Source organism: Alistipes sp. (genome assembly GCF_020026455.1).
GTDB lineage: Bacteria > Bacteroidota > Bacteroidia > Bacteroidales > Rikenellaceae > Alistipes.
In genome coordinates this window covers 61,539-80,134 of the sequence record NZ_JAHHQJ010000010.1, presented here as the reverse complement: position 1 = coordinate 80,134, position 18,596 = coordinate 61,539, and the positions used below count along the sequence as shown (strand labels likewise).

Genomic DNA, 18,596 nt, shown 5'->3' with positions numbered 1-18,596 from the left:
GCAAACACCCCGCAAAGGCCCGCCCCGCGGGGAGAGGCGCCGAAAAAAGGAGGGGGGGGGTGCATTCCTCACAGAATGCACCCCCCTCTTCGTATCCGGTCCGGAGGATCTAAAACTCGGTTTCAACGTTCTTGAACAGCGCGACGTCCTCCGTCGTGGAGTTCATCACGTAGGTATAGGCCTCGGCGATCTTCGCCTCGGCGAGTTTGCAGTAGACACGCGCCGAAGCGGCATACTCCTCCGACTCACCGGCCTGACGGGCCAGCAGGTAGGTGATGATGATGTGTCCGGCGGTCTCCACTAGGCGGCGGGCATGGAAATCCTTGAATCCGCCGACCTCCTTGTCGCCGGCCTCGACCCGGGCCTGCATCTCCGAGAATCTGACGGTCAGATCCTTGAGCTTCGTCACCACGGGACACATGGTCTCCGCATAGCTTTCGGCGGCATAGCGCCCGATCTGCTCCAGGAACGTGCCCTTCGTCACGGCGTTGATCGCCGCAACGACCTGCAGCTGCGAGGTTCCCTCATAGATGTTCATGATGCGCGCGTCGCGGTAGAGGCGCTCGCAGGGATAGTCCTTCATGAAACCCGATCCGCCGTGGATCTGGATGGCGTCGTAGGCCAGCTGGTTGGCATACTCCGACGAGAAGAGTTTCACCAGCGGGGTGAAGCCGTCGGCAAGGCGGTTGTAGAACTTCATCTCCTGGCGCTCCTCCCCTTCGAGCGAACGCTCGTGGGCGATGTGGCCATACTGCTTGTAGACCTCGACAAAGCGGGCCGTTTCGTAGAGCAGCGCACGCGCGCCCTGCACCTTGGCCTTCATGTTCGAGAGCATCTCCGAAACGGCGGCGAACTGAATGATCGGCTTGCCGAACTGCTCGCGCTCGTGGGCGTACTTCAGCCCCTCGCGGTAAGCCGCCTCGCACAGACCCACCGACTGGGCCCCGATGCCCAGACGTGCGGCGTTCATCAGCGACATCACATACTTGATGAGGCCCATCTTGCGGTCGCCGACCAGCTGCGCCGGGGCGTTGGTGAAGACCAGCTCGCACGTCGGCGATCCCTTGATGCCGAGCTTGTTCTCGATGCGGCGCACCTTCACGCCGCCGTCGCGCTTGTCGTAGACGAGCATCGAGAGGCCGCGGGCATCGGCCGTACCCTCTTCGGTACGCGCCAGCACCAGCGAAACCTCGCCGTCGCCGTTGGTGATGAACCGTTTCACTCCGTTCAGCAGCCACGTCTGCCGCTCCTCCGACCAGGTGGCCTTGAGCATCACGGCCCCGAGGTCCGAACCGGCGTCCGGCTCCGTGAGATCCATGGCACACGTCGCACCGGCCGAAACCCACGGCAGGTACTTCTGCTTGATCTCCTCCGAAGCAAACTCGTTCAGCGTCTCGGCGCAGTCCTGCAATCCCCAGATGTTCTCGAAGCTGGCATCAGCGCGGGCCACCATCTCGTTGGCCATCACGAAGCAGACCAGCGGGAAGTTCAGGCCGTCGTACTTGCGCGGGAGCGTCATGCCGCTCAGACCCGCGTCCACAACGGCCTTCATGTTCGCGACCGTACCCGAAGCATACTCCACATGGTCGTTGACCACGCGCGGACCCTCGTGGTCCACACCCTCGGCATTGGGGGCGATCACCTCGCCGCAGACCTCGCCGACGATCTCCAGCACGCGGCGGTAGTTGTCCATCGCGTCGTCGAAATCCTGCGGCGCATAGTCGTAAAGGTCCTTCTCCGCGAAACCGCGCTCCTTCAGTTCCACGATCTTGCGCATCAGCGGATGCTGGAGGTGGAACTGCAAATCCTTGTTATCTGAAAAGAAATTAGCCATTACTTTGAATTTTGTTTGTAGTACTTGATCATCTTGGGGATAATCTCATTGACGTCGCCCGTGATGGCGTAGTCGGCGATCTTGTTGATCGGCGCTTCGGGGTCCGAGTTGATCGAAATCACCATCGACGACTGGTCCATGCCGGCCGTGTGCTGGATCTGACCCGAAATGCCGCAGGCGATGTAGAGTTTCGGACGCACCGTGACACCCGTCTGCCCCACCTGACGCGCATGCTCCGTGAAGCCCGCATCGACGGCGGCGCGGCTGGCGCCCACTTCTCCGCCCAGCACATCGGCAAGTTCATGCACCAGGCGGAAATTCTCCTTCGAACCCATGCCATAGCCGCCGGCAACGATGATGCCCGCACCCTTGATGTCGATCTTGCGCTCCTCGATCTGACGGTCGATGATCGTCACCACAAGGTCTGCGTCCGTGACCATCTTCTTCCAGTCGATCGCCCGGACCTCGCCAGCACCGGGCTGCGCGGCGTACTCCTTGCGCATGACACCCTCGCGGACGGTGGCCATCTGCGGACGGTGGTCGGGATTGACGATCGTGGCGATGATGTTGCCGCCGAACGCCGGGCGGATCTGGTAGAGAAGGTTCTTGTACTCCGTGCCCGTTTTGGCATCCTTGTGGTCGCCGATTTCGAGCTGCGTGCAGTCGGCAGTCAGTCCGCTGTGCAGAGCCGATGATACGCGGGGTGCGAAGTCGCGACCCACGGGCGTGGCGCCGAACAGTACGATCTGGGGCTTCTCCTGCTCGATCAGGCCGCACATGACCGCCGTATGGGGCAGCGTGCGGAACGGGGAAAACATCGGATCGTCGGCAACCCAGACCGTATCGGTCCCGTACAGGGACAGTTCCTTGTCGATGCCGGCGAGGTTGTGGCCCAGGACGACGGCTTCGAGTTTCACGCCGAGCGTCGTGGCCAGTTCGCGGCCTTTGGTAAGCAGTTCGAGACTCACGTCGGCGACCTTGCCGCCCTCCATCTCGATATATACGAATATATTGTTCATCTCAAAAAAACGCATTAACCGAGCGTGTGGCTCGCGATGAGTTCAACCATAAGTTCATTGATGTCGCTGTCGGAAGCGGTGAGTTTCTTGGCCTCCTTGGCGGCGAAAACCACATTCTCGATCTTCTTGACCTTCGTGGGCGAGCCCTGGAGGCCGAGCTGTGCGGGATCGGGGTCGACATCGGCGGCGGCCCACTCCACGATGCGGAGGTAGTCCTTGGCGGCGGCACGCTGCGCGGCGGGTGAATCCGGAGCTGCAGCGATCTCCGAACCGGACAGCGCCCCCTTGTACTTCATCACACGCCGGGCGTTGCGCGGGCGGCACTCGGCGGCCGAGGCGTTGACCGTCACAACGGCCGGAATCGGGCACACAACGACCTCCGTGCCGTGCTCCAGGCGGCGCTTGATGACCAGCGACCGCTCCCGAACTTCGAGAATCTCCTCGGCATAGGTCACCTGCGGAAGGCCGAGCTTTTCGGCAACCTGCGGACCCACCTGCGCCGTGTCGCCGTCGATGGCCTGACGGCCTGCGAAGATCACGTCGGGGGCGATTTTCTTCAGCGCACACGAAAGCGCATAGGAGGTGGCCAGCGTGTCCGAGCCGGCGAACTCCCGGCCCGAAAGCAGGTAGCCGCCGTCGGCCCCGCGGAACATCGCGTCGCGGATGATGTCGGCGGCGCGCTGCGGACCCATCGTAAGGATATGAACCGTGGAACCCGGCACACGGTCCTTGAGCCGCAGGGCGGCTTCGAGCGCATTGAGGTCCTCGGGATTGAAGATGGCCGGCAGTGCCGCGCGGTTGACCGTCCCTTCGGGAGTCATCGCGTCCTTGCCTACATTGCGGGTATCGGGAACCTGCTTGGCCAAAACAAGAATTTTGAGGTTTTGCTGTTGCATATCAAATTAGTATTACTATAAGTAGTAGGTTCTTCTTCTGTTCGGTGTCCGCGACGCCGCCTTTGGCATCGTTTCCGGGGCTGATTCCCGCCCCATCTCCGGAGGGGGCCCAAGGTGCAAAAGGCGCTTCCTGGTCGTGCGTCGCCCGGTACACCCCGGGCGACGGGGCCCGTCCGTATCCGCAGATGTCGCCGCGCAAGCGGGCTATCACCCAAAATGCGGGCGGAAGCGTCCGCCTTCAGAGGCCGCGGTGCCGGGACTGAAATCAGACAAAAACGCATCCCTAACCTGCCATCTGGCAGCCGGGATGCGCGGTTGTTTATCGGATGATCGTTTCGCCACGGTCGGGGCCCACGGAGATGATCTTCACGGGGACGCCCGTCTGCCGCTCGATGAACTCCACATAGCGTTTGAACGCCTCGGGGAACTCGTCATAGCTGCTGCACCGGTGCAGGTCGCATTTCCAGCCCTCGAACTCGGTGTAGACCGGGCGGAGGTCACCGGAGATTTCGTAGGGGAACTCCGAGGTGGTGCGCCCGTCGATCTCGTAGGCCGTGGCCACGCGGATCGTGTCGAAATCGTTCATCACGTCGGATTTCATCATGATCAGCTGCGTCACGCCGTTGATCATGATCGAATATTTCAGCGCCACCATGTCCAGCCATCCGCAGCGGCGGCGGCGGCCCGTAACGGCGCCGAACTCATGGCCGATGTCGCACAGCCGCTCGCCCGTCTCGTCGAACAGCTCCGTAGGGAAGGGTCCGCTGCCCACGCGCGTACAATAGGCCTTGAAAATGCCGAAAACCTCGCCAATGCGGTTCGGAGCCACACCCAGTCCAGTGCAGACGCCCGCGCAAACGGTGTTCGACGAGGTGACGAACGGATAGGAACCGAAGTCCACGTCCAGAAGCGTACCCTGCGCACCTTCGGCCAGGATCGACTTGTCCTGCGAGAGGCAGTCGTTGACGAAATATTCGCTGTCGATGATGTGGAAACGGCGGAGGTATTTCACCGCCTCGAACCACTGTTTCTCCAGCTCGGTGATGTCGTAGCTATAGCCCAGACTTTCCAGGATCTGCTCGTGGCGCGCCTTGGCCGCGGCGTAGATGCTTTCGAAATCGGGGCTCAACAGATCGCCGACGCGCATGCCGTTGCGGCTTATCTTATCGGTATAGGTGGGGCCGATGCCCTTGCCCGTCGTGCCGATCCTGGCGCTGCCCTTCGCCGCTTCGTACGCAGCGTCGAGCATGCGGTGCGTGGGCAGGATCAGGTGGGCCTTCTTCGAAATGCAGAGCTGTTTGGTCAGATCGTGGCCGCTGGCAGCCAATGCTTCGGCCTCCTCACGGAAGAGTACCGCGTCGATCACCACGCCGTTGCCGATGATGTTGGTTTTGCCGCCCTGGAAAATGCCCGAAGGAATCGAGCGGAGCACGTATTTCTCGCCGTTGAATTCCAACGTGTGACCGGCATTGGGACCTCCCTGGAAGCGGGCCACGACCTCGTAGCGAGGCGTCAGCACGTCCACAACCTTCCCTTTGCCCTCGTCACCCCATTGCAGGCCGAGGATAACGTCAACTTTTTTCATTGTATCCGGTTCTGTTTAATGTTTACAAAAGACATTTTTTGCATCCAAAGGTACAAATTATTATCCGAAATGCCCAAGCTGCGCGCCGGACTTTTCAACAAATTATAAAGAAAATCCGTCCTTTTCGGACGGATTGCTGCCGAAAACGGGAAAATGAAGGCACACCGAAGCGGACCGCTCCGCCCTGAAGCGATCTCCGCACAACGGCACGGCGGCCGTTTCTCGCCGGGAATCAGGGGTGAACGAGCTGGGTCTGTCCGTCGGATTCGACGCTTTGCGACGCAAGGCAGTAGACCGTGGCAAGGGAGGCGTTGCCGCGCACGTCGGCACGCAGCCCCGAGGCACAGGAGGTCACGTCCAACACCCCTGCAAGGGCATTGTCCGAACACAGGAGCGTTGCCAGCGAGGCGTTCGACTGCAGGTCGAGGCGCGGCAGCGAGTTGCCGCCGCAATCGAGGTATGCGAGGCCGCGCAGGCCGTTCACGTCGAGCGCCACAAGGGCGTTGTCCGAACAGTCGAGCCATTCGAGACGCGTCGGCGTGACATCCAGCTGCGTGAGCGCATTGCCCCGGCAGTCGAGCCGCTCCAGGTGCGGGAACTCCTTCAGGTCAGAGAGCGAGGCGATACCCCGCTCGGGACACGTCATCGTGCGGACACGCTGCGCCTCGTAGCGCGAGATGCACCCGTTGCCATCGATGTCGAATTCGCTCAGGCAGTAGGCCTCGAAGGCCTTGTCGTAAAATGTCAGGTGGATGTATCTGTTCTTCTCGTCGCGCTCATCCTCGGCAAGGCCGCAGGCCGTACCGAACAGCAGGAGCAGGGCGGGAAGGGCGCGGACCATAGGCGATGTCAGATATTCACGTCGTCGTCCGAAGCGTCCGAAGCGTCCGAACTGTCGTCGTCGCCCTGAATGTCGTCGGCTCCCTTGATCTCGTCGTCGTAATAGTCCTTGTCGTCATCGTCGTGCGAGTTGTCGTCGATCTTCACGTCGATCTTCACCATGTAGGCAATTTCGTCCGTATCATAGGGAACGGCATAGAAAAAATCACCGTTGGGTTTGTCGACGCGGATCATCGCATCGGTGAATCCCAGCGGATATTTCGCTTTTACAGCCTCCTGCAATTCGGAGCTGAGGTTATGAAAACTCGTCGCAATGTGTTTCTTCGCGATATTCGGTTTAATCATGATAGTGTCTCGAAATTTTTTGCAATTATAAGCAAAATTTGAATATCGCACCACTTCTGCTATTTTTTTTTGCATTTTTTTTGATTTTACGCCAAAATCACTCGTTGTTGGGACAAAATATGTAACTTTACGCACGTTATTTTAGGATTATGGTACGCGAACGGATCGAGGAGCTGCGCCGACAGCTCGAACAGCATAACTTCAAATATTACGTCGAAAATGCCCCCGAGATCTCGGATTTCGAATTCGATGCGATGATGCGCGAACTCCAGGATCTGGAGCGCGCACACCCCGAATATGCCGACCCCAACTCGCCCTCGGTGCGCGTAGGAAGCGACCTGACGACCGAATTCCGGACCGTGCAGCACCGCCATGCAATGCTGTCGCTGGGCAACACCTACTCGCTGGACGAACTGCACGAGTTCATCGGCCGCATCGAACGCGAAGCCGGAACGACGGACTACGTCTGCGAACTGAAATTCGACGGCACGGCCATCTCGCTCACCTACGAGCACGGACGGCTCGTGCGCGCCGTGACGCGCGGCGACGGCGTCGCGGGCGACGACGTGACGGCCAACGTCCGCACCGTGCGTTCGGTGCCCCTGCGCCTGCGGGGCACGGACTGGCCCGGGCAGTTCGAAATCCGCGGCGAGATACTGATGCCCTACGCCTCGTTCGACCGCCTCAACGCCGAGCGCGAGGCCAACGGCGAGCAGCTCTTCGCCAACCCCCGCAACGCCGCCGCCGGGACGCTCAAGCAGCAGTCGTCGGCCGTGGTGGCCCGGCGCGGACTGGACTGCACGCTCTACCAGCTGGCGGGCGACGATCTGCCCTTCACGAACCACTGGGAGAGCCTCGAGAAGGCCCGTCAATGGGGATTCAAGGTCTCGGACGCAGCGCGCATCTGCCACAGCGTCGCCCAGATCGACGCATTCATCCAATACTGGGACACCGCACGGCACCAACTGCCCTTCCCGACCGACGGCGTGGTGATCAAGGTCAACGACTTCGCCATCCGGCGCCAGCTGGGATTCACGGCCAAGGCACCCAAGTGGGCCGTGGCCTACAAGTTCAAGGCCGAACGGGTCGCCACGCGGCTCGACGGCGTCTCGTTCCAGGTCGGCCGCACGGGGGCCATCACCCCCGTCGCCAACCTCGAGCCCGTGCTGCTGGCCGGGACCACCGTGCGGCGTGCGACGCTGCACAACGCCGAGCAGATGACCCTGCTGGACATCCGCCCGGGCGACACGGTCTATGTCGAGAAGGGCGGCGAGATCATCCCGAAGATCGTCGGCGTGGATCTCGCACAGCGTCCGGCCGACAGCCGGCCGTTCCACTACATCGACACATGTCCCGAATGCGGGACGCCGCTGGTGCGCTACGAGGGCGAGGCCAAGCACTACTGCCCCAACCAGAGCGGCTGCCGGCCCCAGATCATCGGGCGCATCATCCACTTCATCCGCCGCAAGGCCCTCGACATCGAGGGTCTGGGCGAGGAGACCGTCGAACTGCTCTACGAAAACGGCCTGGTGCGCGACGTGGCGGACCTCTACGACCTGCGGGCCGAGCAGCTGGTCCCCCTACCCCGACTGGGCGAGAAGTCGGCCGAAAACATCATCCGCTCGGTGGAACGCTCCAGGGCGGTTCCGTTCCAGCGCGTGCTGTTCGGACTGGGAATCCGCTTCGTGGGCGAGACCACGGCCAAATACCTCGCCGAGCATTTCCGCTCGCTGGATGCCGTGATGCGGGCCACGCGCGAGGAGCTAGTCGAGGCCGACGAGGTGGGCGGACGCATCGCCGACGCCATCATCGAATACTTCGCCCAGGAGGACAACCTGCGCATCATCGGCCGCCTGCGCGCCGCGGGGCTGCAATTCGAAGCCGAGGCGCGCACGCTGGCCTCGGAGGTGCTGGCCGGCCGGAGTTTTGTGGTCTCGGGCAAATTCACGCGGAGCCGCGACGAAATGAAGGAGCTGATCGAATCGCACGGAGGGCGGAACCTCGCGGCGGTATCGGGCAGCGTCGACTTTCTCGTGGCGGGCGACAAGATGGGACCCGCGAAGCTCAAGAAGGCCGAAAAGCTGGGCATAAGGATCATCTCCGAAGAGGAGTTCATCCGGATGATCGAAGGCGACTCCCCGGCGGGGACAACCGCACGGCAGGGAGCACTTTTCTGATTCAGAATCTATCAAGCCAAGGATTATAACACTATGCTACGACACAAACTTTCCGGCGTGGGCGCCGCGATGATCACCCCGTTTACCGAAGAGGGCCGCGTGGACTACGAAGCGCTGGCCCGCATGATCGACTATGTAATCGACGGCGGCGTGGACTACATCGTCGCCCTCGGCACCACGGCCGAGACCCCCACGCTCTACATGCCCGAACGCGCCGTGATCGCCATGTTCATCACCAACCAGATTGCCGGCCGCGTGCCGCTGGTGATGGGCTGCGGCGGCAACTCCACCTCGGAGGTGCTGGACCAGCTGCGCGAATTCGACCTGCGGGGTGCCGACGCCATTTTGAGCGTGACGCCCTATTACAACAAACCTTCGCAGGAGGGCCTTTACCAGCATTTCCGCACCGTCTCGGAGCACTCGCCCCTGCCGGTGATCCTCTACAACATCCCGGGCCGCTCGGGCGTCAACATGACGGCCGAGACCACGCTCCGCTGTGCGGCCGACTTCCGCAACGTCATCGGCATCAAGGAGGCGTCGGGCAACATCGAACAGATGCAGCGCATACTGGACAACCGTCCCGCGGATTTTCTCGTGCTGTCGGGCGACGACGGCATGACCCTCGAACTGATGCGCCGCGGTGGCGACGGCGTGATCTCCGTGGCGGCGAACGCCTTCCCGCAGCGGTTCATGGAGTGTGTGAACCACGCCAAGGCCGGTGACTTCGATGCGGCGGAAAAGATCTACGCCACGCTGGACGAAGCCGTGCATGCACTCTTCGCGGAGGGCAACCCCGTGGGTGTGAAGTGCGCCCTCTCGGTGATGGGACGCATCGGCGACACGCTGCGTCTGCCGCTGGTCGCCGGATCGGAACAACTCCGCGCCAAGTTCGAAGAACTGATCGCCAGATACGATTTGCGCTGATTTTACGTTTGTACCGGAAACGACCGCCATGAAACGACTGCTGCTTTTCCTACTGCTGATTCCGGCGCTGGCTGCCGCCGGAGTCCCCGACGAGGAGATGATCCTCGACCGCACGATAGACTCCCGTTCGGCGTTCTACTACCCCGCGCTGATGATGCGCTACAACGCGGGCGACGAGACGCTGACCGACGAGGATTACCACTACCTCTACTACGGCTATGCCTACCGCGACGAATACAAGCCGCTGGCCGTGAACCCCGATTTGGACAAACTGCTGATGCTGGCCTCGGGCATCAACCCCGACAAGCCGGACAGAACCGCACTGGAAACGATGATCTCGATGGGAGGCGACGCCCTGAAGCACGACCCGTTCAGTCCCAAGATCCTCAACCTCATGTCGTTCGCCTACGGTGCCCTGGGCGACAAGGAGCAGGAGAAAGCCTGGGCGGAGCGCATGAAGAGGGTCATCCGCACGATCCTCGACTCGGGCGACGGATTCACGCAGAAGACCCCGCGCCACGTGCTGATGTTCGACCATGCGCTCGACGTGCTGGCCGCCGAAGGCTTCACCTTCGGCAAGGCGCGCATCGTCAGCCGCACGGTGGAGTTCGTACCGCTGATCGTCCCCAGTGTGATCGAGGGCAAGAAGCGCAAGGGCTTCTATTTCGATTTCAGCCGCGTCTACTGGAACAAACCCGAGGGCTACACCTACCAGCGCGACCGCACGTGGCAGTTCAACAACCTCAAACCCCGCACCTATAAATGAGCCGCATTCTCCGGCATACGCTCTGCCTTGCCCTGCTGCTGACGCTCGCAGCCTGTGAAAAAGAACACGAACCGCGCCTCGCGGTCTCGACGGGAGAGATCCACCTCCCGGGCGACGCTTCGTCCGGGGCGACATTCACCGTATCGGCCGAAGGAGCGTGGACCCTGTCGTACAGCGGGGAGGGCTTCGCCGTGACCCCGGACGGCGGCGACCGCGGGGAGACGACGGTCACGGTGACCGCCTCCGGAGCCAACTCCGCCAGGGAGCGCCGGAAGCTGGGCACGATAACCGTAAGCCACGCCGCCAGGCCGGGCGGCTATCCGGTCGAGGTCTACCAGCGGCCCGCCGTGGCGACACAGACCCTGCTGCTGTACATGCCCGGGCAGAGCCTGCTCACCTATTACGAGCAGAACATCGAGGATGTCAGCGCGGCCGTGACGGACCGGATCCCGGGCGACGGACGCATTCTGATCTGCTACCAGCCCGAGAAGCACACGTCGGCCCTCCTGCAGGAGATTCGTTATGACCCGGCAACGAACCGGTGCCAACGGACGACGCTGAAAACCTACGACGACTTCAACGCCGGGGATCCCGACAAGGTGCGGCAGCTCTTCGCCGATGCCGCGGAGGCGGCTCCGGCCCGGAACTACGGGCTAATCATCGGCTGCCACGGCAAGGCCTGGATCCCGGCCTCCGGCGGCCCGATCCCCTACACGTCGCAACGTCCGTCCGCGGAGGAGGCATGGACCACGGTCCCGGGGGCCAAGCAGACCCGTTCGTTCGGCGACAAGGGCTACGAACTGGACATCATGGAGCTGAAGGCAGCGCTCGAGGCGCAGCAGTTCCGCTTCGACTACCTGATCTTCGACGACTGCTTCATGGCCAACATCGAAACTCTCTACGACCTGCGTTCGGTCGTCGGCTACATCGTGGCCTCGCCCTGCGAAATCATGAGCGACGGATTCCCCTACGACCGGATCATCCCCCACCTGTTCGAAACGGAAGCAGTCGCGGTGCGGCTCACGAAATCCTGCCGCGAGTTCTGGAACCTCTACCAAAACGAATACCAGAGCACGACCTGGAAGGAGCAGTCGGGCTGCATCTCTATGGCTGTCACGTCGCAACTGGACGCTCTGGCCGAGGTCATGCGCCGCATCAACCAAGCCAAGAAACAGCCCTTCGAACTCTCGGAATTGCAGTATTACAAGGGAGGCAGGACGCCGCTTTTTTACGACCTGGGCCATTACGTCGCGCTGAGCTGCGGCGACCCGGCGCTCGTCGACGAATTCTCAAGGCAGCTCGACCGGGCATTCCCCTCCGACTGCCGCCTTCACACGGCGCGCTTCTACTCGGCATACGGACAGGGCCGCCACGAGGTGCATCACTATACAGGCGTCTCCGTGAGCGAACCCTCGCCCCAATACGCCGCCGAAAACCGGATGACGAACTGGTATCGGGACACACATTAAATGAAAAAGAGCGATCCGGTGGGAATCGCTCTTTTTTCATATTCATACAGCCCGAACACTCTATTCATACTGCCCGGACTTCAGCCGCTCGACCTCCTCGCGGGTCAGGAAGCGCCATGCTCCGCGCTTGAGGTTCTTCTTCGTGAGACCCGCATAGTAAACGCGGTCGAGTTTGGTCACGGTGTAGCCCAGGAACTCGAAAATACGGCGCACGATGCGGTTGCGGCCCGAGTGGATTTCGATACCCACCTCCTGCTTGTTCTCCTTGACATAGGAAATCTCGTCGGCGAAGATCTCGCCGTCCTCCAGCGTGACACCCTCGGCGATGCGGTCCATGTCGGCGCGCGTCAGGGGTTTGTCGAGCGTCACCTGGTAGATCTTCTTCTTCTTGTAGGAAGGGTGCGTAAGCTGTTTGGTGAGGTCGCCGTCGTTGGTGAAGAGCAGCAACCCGAGGCTGTTCTTGTCCAGACGCCCCACGGGATAGATACGCTCCGTGCAGGCGCCCGCAACCAGCTCCATGACCGTCTTGCCGGCATGGGGATCGTCGAGCGAGGTGACATAGCCCTTGGGCTTGTTCAGCACCAGGTAGACCTTCTTCTCGCCCTGCACCGGCTCGTCGTTGAAACGCACCTCGTCGGTCGGCAGTACCTTGGTCCCCAGCTCGGTGACGATCTTGCCGTTGACCGAAACGACGCCCGCCGTGATGAAATCGTCGGCCTCACGGCGCGAGCAGATGCCCGACTGAGCGATGAAACGGTTCAGACGCATCTCGCCCAACTGCTTCTCGGGGTTGAATTTCGGATACGACACCGGTTTGTCGTCGTGGTTCCCATAGCCGGGCCTGAAGGGTTTGTCGCCAAACTTCCGGTCACCGAACTTCCGATCGCCGAATTTCCGGTCGCCGAACTTTTTCCCGTCATGGGGCTTGTCGCCGAACTTCTTGGGGCCGAATTTCCGCTCGCCGTAGGCCGGCTTGTCACCGGGATTGCGGCGCGGACGCTCCTCGTCGTTGCGGCGACGGTCGCCATCGTAACGGGGTTTGTCGCCGAAGGAACGCCGCGGACGATCGTCATACTCACGCGGACGGTCACCGTACTGCCTCGGGCGGTCGCCGTACTCACGCGGGCGGTCGCCATACTGCCGCGGACGGTCACCATATTCACGCGGACGGTCGCCGTATTGACGCGGGCGGTCGCCGTATTGACGCGGACGGTCGCCCTCGCGGCGGGAGTTGTCGTCGTAGTGCGGCTTCTCGAAGACCGGGCGGTTGTCGGCCGTGAAATTGGGGTTATACGAGGCCCGGCGCTGGGGTCTGTTCTCAAAGGAGGGTTGCTCCGAATCGGCAGCATCACGCTGCAAACGCGGGCGACGCTCGACACGCTCCACCGTAGCCACTACCGTGCGCTTGCGTTTGTCGCGTCCGAAGCGTTCGAGCACCGGGGTCGAGTCGTTTTCAGGATCTTTCATTTTCTATTCGTCTAATAAATTATCGGGGCAGGGAACGGTGCGTGCCGACCGGATTCACACGTGTAAAAGCGGACACAGCCCGTCCGAGCAGGTTTTCACCCGGCAAAGGTAATTCATTTTTCCGGATTATAACACATAACGTGCCCGATTTCAACCGTTTTGGGAATAATTGCGCCGGAAGGCGACAAAACACCCGCTTTTGCCGTATCTTTGCCGGAAAACAGGCCCCGATGAGCGGCAGCATTCCGGCAGAAAGCAGACAGAAAGCCGGCACTGCCCGGCACCGGCGCCCCACCCGATTCCGCATGATGAAACTGAACCTCGAAATACTGCGCATCGCGCTTCCCAATATCATCTCGAACATCACCGTGCCGTTCATGGGCATCGTATCGACCGCCATCGCCGGACACTGGGGAAACGACTCCGCCGCCACGATCGGAGCACTAGCCATCGGCGTCTCGATCTTCAACTTCATCTACTGGAACTGCTCGTTCATACGCATGGGAACCAGCGGACTGACGGCCCAGGCCTTCGGCGCAGGCAACTTCCGCGAGTGTACCAACATGCTGGCCCGCGCCCTGACGGTGGCGGTGGTCATGGGTGTGGTGATGGTCCTGATCCAATACCCCGTGGGAGAGCTGGCCCTCTGGGTCATGAACGGCAGCGAAATGACCCGCGACTACTTCTACGCCCGCATCTGGGCCGTGCCGGCGGGCATCCTGCTCTTCGGCTTCAACGGCTGGTTCACGGGAATGCAGAATGCCATATTCCCCATGCTGACGGCCATCACCGTCAACACCATCCACATCCTTTGCAGCCTCTGGTTCGCATACCGGATGGACATGGGCATCGTGGGCATCGCCTACGCCTCGGTGACCGCCCAATGGATCGGCGTGGCGCTCTCGACGCTGCTGCTCCTCGCCAAATACCGCCCGATCCTCACCGGGATCGACTGGTCGGAGGTGCTGGACTTCAAACCCCTGAAGCGATTCTTCATCATCAACCGCGACATCATCCTGCGCACGTTCTGCATCGTCGCCGTCTACACCTTCTTCACCGGGGCGTCGGCACGCATGGACGACCCCGCGCTGCTGGCCGTGAACACCCTGCTGCTGCAGTTCTTCACGCTCTTTTCCTACGGAAGCGACGGATTCGCCTACGCCGCCGAGGCCCTCACGGGGCGCTTCATCGGCGCCCGCGACAGCGTCTCGCTGCGCAAGTGTCTGCGCAAGTGCATCACCTGGGGGATATTCCTGTCGGTGGTCTACGCCGGCTCGTACCTCGTCTGGTGGCGCGATCTGATGGCCGAATTCGTTGATCCCTCGATGCCCAATGCCGGGGTGATCGAGGAGCTGGCCGGACGCTACATCGTCTGGATCATCCTCATCCCGATCGTCTCGGCCGTCCCCTTCATCATGGACGGCATCATGGTCGGGGCCTCCGAAACGCGCGTCATGCGCAATTCGATGTTCGGGGCCACGGCGGCCTATTTCGCCATCTACTACGCCTGCTCGCCGCTGATCGGCAACAACGCCCTGTGGCTGGCCTTCACCCTCTACATGTTCCTGCGCGGGGTGATTCAGTTCATCATAACCCGCCGCCTGAAGACCATCTACGCCAAGATCGCGTAAGGCCCGCAACCCTCCGCTCCCCATGCGGAACGGCGGCCGAAACCCGGAAAAGGAAATCGCCCCCGCCGGAAAAACTCCGGCAGGGGCGAATCCCAAACCACAGGGCCTTTCGGTCCGTCTATTGCGCAACGCCTTTACCTTCGTCGCGCATCCGTAGCCTGCCAACAGGGCAGCCGCTACATTTCCGACGGCCGGCCGGACCCTCGCCCCAGCGTCGCGGGGCCGGGTTGCTATCAATCCAATACAATCGGCTTGTATTTCGGAACCAGCGTCTTCATCACGATCCAGCCGATGAGGTAAGCCATGGCGCAGATGCAGAATACGACGAAGTATCCGGCGGGTTTACCCTCGAAACCCATGAAGTGCATCGCCGTTTCGTCGGCGTATACGAACAGCCATCCGGCGAACCACTGCAGGATCATCGACCCGACACCGCCGGCCATGCCGCCGATACCCGTCACGGTGGCGATCGCCGACTTGGGGAACATGTCGCCGATGGTCGAGAAGATATTGGCCGACCACGACTGGTGCGCCGCGCCGCCCAGACCGATCAGGATGATCGGGAACCACGGCGAAATGGTGCCCAGCGGCTGTGCCAGCAGCACCAGCAGGGGGATGAACGCAAAGATCAGCATGGCGCGCATGCGTGCCGCATAGGGATTGAGTCCCGTTTTGTTGATGATGATCGTCGGGAGCTTGCCGCCGTAGATCGACAGCATCGTGATGGCGTAGAGCGTGAAGATCAGCGCCACGCCCAGTCCTTCGGACATCTTGATGCCAAACTGAGAATTGAGGTACGAAGGGGTCCAGAAGAGGAAGAACCACCACACGCCGTCGGTCATGAACTTGCCGAAGGCAAAGGCCCACGTCTGCCGGAAACCGAGCGTTTTCCAGAACGAGATCTTCTCGCCCTCCTGCTCCTTGCCAACAGTTGCGCCGTCGACCACTTCGTGCTGGTCCTGTTCGATATACTCCAACTCGGCGGCATTCACCTTCGGGTGGTCGGAGGGTCTCTTGTACATGAAGACCCAGAAGCCCATCCAGACGAAGCCCAGGGCGCCGATCACGATGAAGGCCATCTCCCAGCCCCAGGCTTTCGCCAGCAGCGGGATGGTCAGCGGGGCGAACAGCGCGCCGATCGAAGCCCCGGCGTTGAAGATCGAGGTGGCATAGGCGCGGTCCTTCTTGGGGAAGTACTCGGCCGTCACCTTGATGGCTGCCGGGAAGTTGCCCGCCTCACCCAGCGCGAGGATGCAGCGCGCGGCGATGAAGAAATACATGCTGACCATGGCGATGGTCGCGGCAAGGGCCGAGCCTACCTCGACGGCGCGCAGAGCTGCGGCGTCGGGAAGCCCCACCCAAGCCTCGGTGGCGATGCCGCAGAGGGCGTGCATGCAGGCTCCCAACGACCAGACGCCGATGGCCCACAGATAACCTTTCTTGGTTCCCATCCAGTCGATGAAACGGCCCGCAAAGAGCATGCAGACGGCATAGACGATCGAGAAGATCGAAGTGATAAGCCCGTAGTGGTATTCGTTCCAGTGGAACTCGGGCTTGATGAATTCGTCCCACGTCAGCGAAAGCACCTGACGGTCGAGGTAGTTAACGGTCGTTGCGAAGAAGAGCATCGCACAGATGACCCAGCGATACTGCGTCATCTTCCCAGCGAGAGTCGATTTGTTGTTTGTCATTATGGAGATTTGATTAAGTAGTGTCCGATCTGTCAGTGAGTGCAGGCGCGCCCTCCGGCGGCCTGCCGGATTAGATGCTACGCAGTCCGGCGATGACGCCGAGGACGAAACGACATTTCTCGGTGATCGCTGCCCAGTCCTTCGCGGCAATGACCTCCTTGGGGAAGAGTTGCGAACCCATGCCCACGCAATAGACCCCGGCCTTGAACCACGCCGTGAGATTCTCCGCGGTAGGCTCCACCGCTCCGGTGGCCATGATGTTCGACCACGGCAGCGGGGCCTTGACGTTCTTGACGAACGACGGACCGCCCACGTTGCCCGCGGGGAAGACCTTCGTCAGGTCGCAGCCCAACTCCTGGGCCAGTCCGATCTCGGTGACCGAGCCGCAGCCGGGGGTATAGGGAACCAGATGGCGGTTGCAGACCCTGGCCACCTCCGGATTGAGGTAGGGACCCACAACGAAATTGGCGCCGTACTGCATGTAGAGCGCGGCCGTCGGGGCGTCGACCACCGAACCGATGCCCAGAACCATCTCTGGGCACTCCGCGGCGGCGAACTTCACCAGCCGGATGAACACCTCCGAAGCGAAATCGCCGCGGTTGGTGAACTCGAAAGCGCGTACACCGCCTTCGTAGCAGGCTTTGAGCACCTGCTCGGCCACGTCGGCATCGGCGTGGTAGAACACGGGGACCATACCGGTCTTGCCGATGGCCTCCATCACTTGGAATTTAGAAAATCTTGCCATTATCTTTTTTGGTTTTCAATTACTTGTCAATCGTTTGACGCATACAGCGCGGTTGCTGATTCCGGGAAGCGCCGCGCCTCCGCTCCTCACAACATTTGGCACGGACGGGACATACGGACCGTATTTCCCGCCCGGGACAAAGAGAGAAGAGCGGAAGCCGCCCTCCAAAAACGGAATTCTAACGCTGTACCCGACCGCTCGCGTTGCCTCCGGCCAACGATTCGACCTCCTCGGCCGATACGAGGTTGAAGTCGCCGTTGATCGTGTGCTTCAGGGCCGATGCCGCCACAGCGAACTCCAGGGCCTCGCCCTGCGTGGGCTTGGTCAGCAGGCCGTGGATCACACCTCCCGAGAACGAGTCGCCGCCGCCCACGCGGTCGATGATCGGGTCGATGTCGTAACGCTTCGACTCGTAAAACTCCTCTCCGTTGTAGATCATGGCCTTCCAGCCGTTGTGCGTCGCCGAGAACGACTCGCGCAGGGTCGAGATCACATACTTGAACCCGAAGGTCGCGGCCATCTGGCGGAAAATGCCCTTGTAGCCCTCGGCGTTGGTCTCGCCGCCCTCGACATCGGCGTCGGGCTTGAACCCGAGGCAGAGTTCGGCGTCCTCCTCGTTGCCGATGCAGACATCGACATACTCCATCAGGGGCTTCATGACCGACTGCGCCTTCTCCTTGGTCCAGAGCTTCTTGCGGAAGTTCAGGTCCACGGAAACCGTCACGCCGTGACGCTTGGCGGCCTCACAGGCCAGGCGGGTCAGCTCGGCGGCCTTGTCCGAAATTGCGGGCGTGATGCCCGACCAGTGGAACCAGTCGGCGCCCTCCATGATGGCGTCGAAGTCGAAATCCTGCGGATCGGCCTCGGCGATCGACGAATGTGCGCGGTCGTAGATCACCTTCGAGGGACGCATCGAAGCCCCGGTTTCGAGGTAGTAGATGCCCACACGGTCGCCGCCGCGGGCGATGAAATCGGTCCGGACGCCGTATTTGCGCAGCGCATTGACCGCCGACTGGCCGATCTCGTGCGTCGGGAGCTTCGAGACGAAGTAGGCCTCGTGGCCGTAGTTGGCACACGAAACGGCCACATTGGCCTCGCCGCCACCGTAGACGACATCGAACGAATCGGACTGAACGAAACGCGTGTTTCCGGGCGTCGAAAGACGCAGCATGATTTCACCTAATGTTACGATTTTCATGATTATGGT

The 18,596-nt window shown here is 61.5% G+C and carries 15 protein-coding genes; 5 read left to right on the top strand and 10 right to left on the bottom strand.

Translation table 11 applies throughout. The features are described 5' to 3' along the window. Positions 1 to 109 precede the first annotated feature (109 nt). From QZ460_RS07150 to QZ460_RS07125, 6 genes are all read right to left on the bottom strand, one after another. Positions 110 to 1,834: an acyl-CoA dehydrogenase family protein gene (locus QZ460_RS07150; RefSeq protein WP_290540888.1), complete on the bottom strand. Its 1,725-nt coding sequence runs from the start codon at positions 1,832 to 1,834 to the stop codon at positions 110 to 112. Next, positions 1,834 to 2,853, bottom strand: a complete 1,020-nt coding sequence (locus tag QZ460_RS07145; protein WP_290540887.1) for an electron transfer flavoprotein subunit alpha/FixB family protein — start codon at positions 2,851 to 2,853, stop codon at positions 1,834 to 1,836. The genes QZ460_RS07150 and QZ460_RS07145 overlap by 1 nt, the downstream gene beginning before the upstream one ends. Positions 2,854 to 2,867: 14 nt before the next feature. Beyond that, positions 2,868 to 3,749 (bottom strand): electron transfer flavoprotein subunit beta/FixA family protein, encoded by an 882-nt coding sequence (locus QZ460_RS07140; RefSeq protein WP_290540886.1) that lies wholly within the window; start codon positions 3,747 to 3,749, stop codon positions 2,868 to 2,870. Positions 3,750 to 4,068: 319 nt separating this feature from the next. Continuing rightward, positions 4,069 to 5,334: an adenylosuccinate synthase gene (locus QZ460_RS07135; RefSeq protein ID WP_290540885.1), complete on the bottom strand. Its 1,266-nt coding sequence runs from the start codon at positions 5,332 to 5,334 to the stop codon at positions 4,069 to 4,071. A gap of 232 nt (positions 5,335 to 5,566) precedes the next feature. Beyond that, positions 5,567 to 6,175 carry a leucine-rich repeat domain-containing protein gene (locus tag QZ460_RS07130; protein ID WP_290540884.1) on the bottom strand — a complete coding sequence of 203 codons (609 nt, stop codon included), beginning with the start codon at positions 6,173 to 6,175 and terminating at the stop codon, positions 5,567 to 5,569. An 8-nt stretch (positions 6,176 to 6,183) separates the two neighbouring features. Next, positions 6,184 to 6,519, bottom strand: coding sequence for a hypothetical protein (locus QZ460_RS07125; protein WP_290540883.1), 336 nt, complete (start codon positions 6,517 to 6,519; stop codon positions 6,184 to 6,186). A 149-nt stretch (positions 6,520 to 6,668) separates the two neighbouring features. Between QZ460_RS07125 and ligA the strand changes: the two genes are divergently transcribed. From ligA to QZ460_RS07105, 4 genes are read left to right on the top strand one after another with little or no spacing between them, the layout of a single operon-like run. Then, on the top strand, positions 6,669 to 8,696 hold the full coding sequence (ligA, locus tag QZ460_RS07120; RefSeq protein WP_290540882.1) for an NAD-dependent DNA ligase LigA: 2,028 nt from the start codon (positions 6,669 to 6,671) through the stop codon (positions 8,694 to 8,696). 33 nt (positions 8,697 to 8,729) lie between these two features. Further along, a complete protein-coding gene (gene dapA, locus QZ460_RS07115; protein ID WP_290540881.1) occupies positions 8,730 to 9,620 on the top strand; it encodes a 4-hydroxy-tetrahydrodipicolinate synthase in 891 nt (296 codons plus the stop codon). 28 nt (positions 9,621 to 9,648) lie between these two features. Beyond that, complete coding sequence (locus tag QZ460_RS07110) at positions 9,649 to 10,386, top strand: DUF4919 domain-containing protein (protein ID WP_290540880.1); 738 nt, start codon at positions 9,649 to 9,651, stop codon at positions 10,384 to 10,386. Beyond that, positions 10,383 to 11,855, top strand: coding sequence for a clostripain-related cysteine peptidase (locus QZ460_RS07105; RefSeq protein WP_290540879.1), 1,473 nt, complete (start codon positions 10,383 to 10,385; stop codon positions 11,853 to 11,855). The genes QZ460_RS07110 and QZ460_RS07105 overlap by 4 nt, the downstream gene beginning before the upstream one ends. Positions 11,856 to 11,915: 60 nt before the next feature. Here QZ460_RS07105 and QZ460_RS07100 read toward each other — a convergent pair whose 3' ends face one another. Next, positions 11,916 to 13,322: a pseudouridine synthase gene (locus QZ460_RS07100; protein ID WP_290540878.1), complete on the bottom strand. Its 1,407-nt coding sequence runs from the start codon at positions 13,320 to 13,322 to the stop codon at positions 11,916 to 11,918. Positions 13,323 to 13,630: 308 nt separating this feature from the next. Between QZ460_RS07100 and QZ460_RS07095 the strand changes: the two genes are divergently transcribed. Continuing rightward, complete coding sequence (locus QZ460_RS07095) at positions 13,631 to 14,953, top strand: MATE family efflux transporter (protein WP_290540912.1); 1,323 nt, start codon at positions 13,631 to 13,633, stop codon at positions 14,951 to 14,953. A 233-nt stretch (positions 14,954 to 15,186) separates the two neighbouring features. On the opposite strand, the gene QZ460_RS07090 is transcribed toward QZ460_RS07095, so the two are convergent. From QZ460_RS07090 to QZ460_RS07080, 3 genes are all read right to left on the bottom strand, one after another. Beyond that, positions 15,187 to 16,644, bottom strand: coding sequence for an MFS transporter (locus QZ460_RS07090; protein ID WP_290540877.1), 1,458 nt, complete (start codon positions 16,642 to 16,644; stop codon positions 15,187 to 15,189). A 70-nt stretch (positions 16,645 to 16,714) separates the two neighbouring features. After that, a complete protein-coding gene (locus QZ460_RS07085; RefSeq protein ID WP_290540876.1) occupies positions 16,715 to 17,389 on the bottom strand; it encodes a bifunctional 4-hydroxy-2-oxoglutarate aldolase/2-dehydro-3-deoxy-phosphogluconate aldolase in 675 nt (224 codons plus the stop codon). Positions 17,390 to 17,567: 178 nt separating this feature from the next. Then, entirely contained in the window at positions 17,568 to 18,593 is a 1,026-nt protein-coding gene (locus tag QZ460_RS07080; RefSeq protein WP_290540911.1) for a sugar kinase, read from the bottom strand. Between the last annotated feature and the right edge of the window lie 3 nt (positions 18,594 to 18,596).

What these genes read in the sequence shown, in the direction of transcription:
- ligA (WP_290540882.1), top strand. Translation starts at nt 6,669, where the DNA reads ATGGTACGCGAACGGATCGAGGAGCTGCGCCGACAGCTCGAACAGCAT.
- QZ460_RS07145 (WP_290540887.1), bottom strand. Translation starts at nt 2,853, where the DNA reads ATGAACAATATATTCGTATATATCGAGATGGAGGGCGGCAAGGTCGCC.
- QZ460_RS07125 (WP_290540883.1), bottom strand. Translation starts at nt 6,519, where the DNA reads ATGATTAAACCGAATATCGCGAAGAAACACATTGCGACGAGTTTTCAT.
- QZ460_RS07135 (WP_290540885.1), bottom strand. Translation starts at nt 5,334, where the DNA reads ATGAAAAAAGTTGACGTTATCCTCGGCCTGCAATGGGGTGACGAGGGC.
- QZ460_RS07095 (WP_290540912.1), top strand. Translation starts at nt 13,631, where the DNA reads ATGAAACTGAACCTCGAAATACTGCGCATCGCGCTTCCCAATATCATC.
- dapA (WP_290540881.1), top strand. Translation starts at nt 8,730, where the DNA reads ATGCTACGACACAAACTTTCCGGCGTGGGCGCCGCGATGATCACCCCG.
- QZ460_RS07130 (WP_290540884.1), bottom strand. Translation starts at nt 6,175, where the DNA reads ATGGTCCGCGCCCTTCCCGCCCTGCTCCTGCTGTTCGGTACGGCCTGC.
- QZ460_RS07150 (WP_290540888.1), bottom strand. Translation starts at nt 1,834, where the DNA reads ATGGCTAATTTCTTTTCAGATAACAAGGATTTGCAGTTCCACCTCCAG.
- QZ460_RS07105 (WP_290540879.1), top strand. Translation starts at nt 10,383, where the DNA reads ATGAGCCGCATTCTCCGGCATACGCTCTGCCTTGCCCTGCTGCTGACG.
- QZ460_RS07110 (WP_290540880.1), top strand. Translation starts at nt 9,649, where the DNA reads ATGAAACGACTGCTGCTTTTCCTACTGCTGATTCCGGCGCTGGCTGCC.
- QZ460_RS07140 (WP_290540886.1), bottom strand. Translation starts at nt 3,749, where the DNA reads ATGCAACAGCAAAACCTCAAAATTCTTGTTTTGGCCAAGCAGGTTCCC.
- QZ460_RS07100 (WP_290540878.1), bottom strand. Translation starts at nt 13,322, where the DNA reads ATGAAAGATCCTGAAAACGACTCGACCCCGGTGCTCGAACGCTTCGGA.
- QZ460_RS07085 (WP_290540876.1), bottom strand. Translation starts at nt 17,389, where the DNA reads ATGGCAAGATTTTCTAAATTCCAAGTGATGGAGGCCATCGGCAAGACC.
- QZ460_RS07090 (WP_290540877.1), bottom strand. Translation starts at nt 16,644, where the DNA reads ATGACAAACAACAAATCGACTCTCGCTGGGAAGATGACGCAGTATCGC.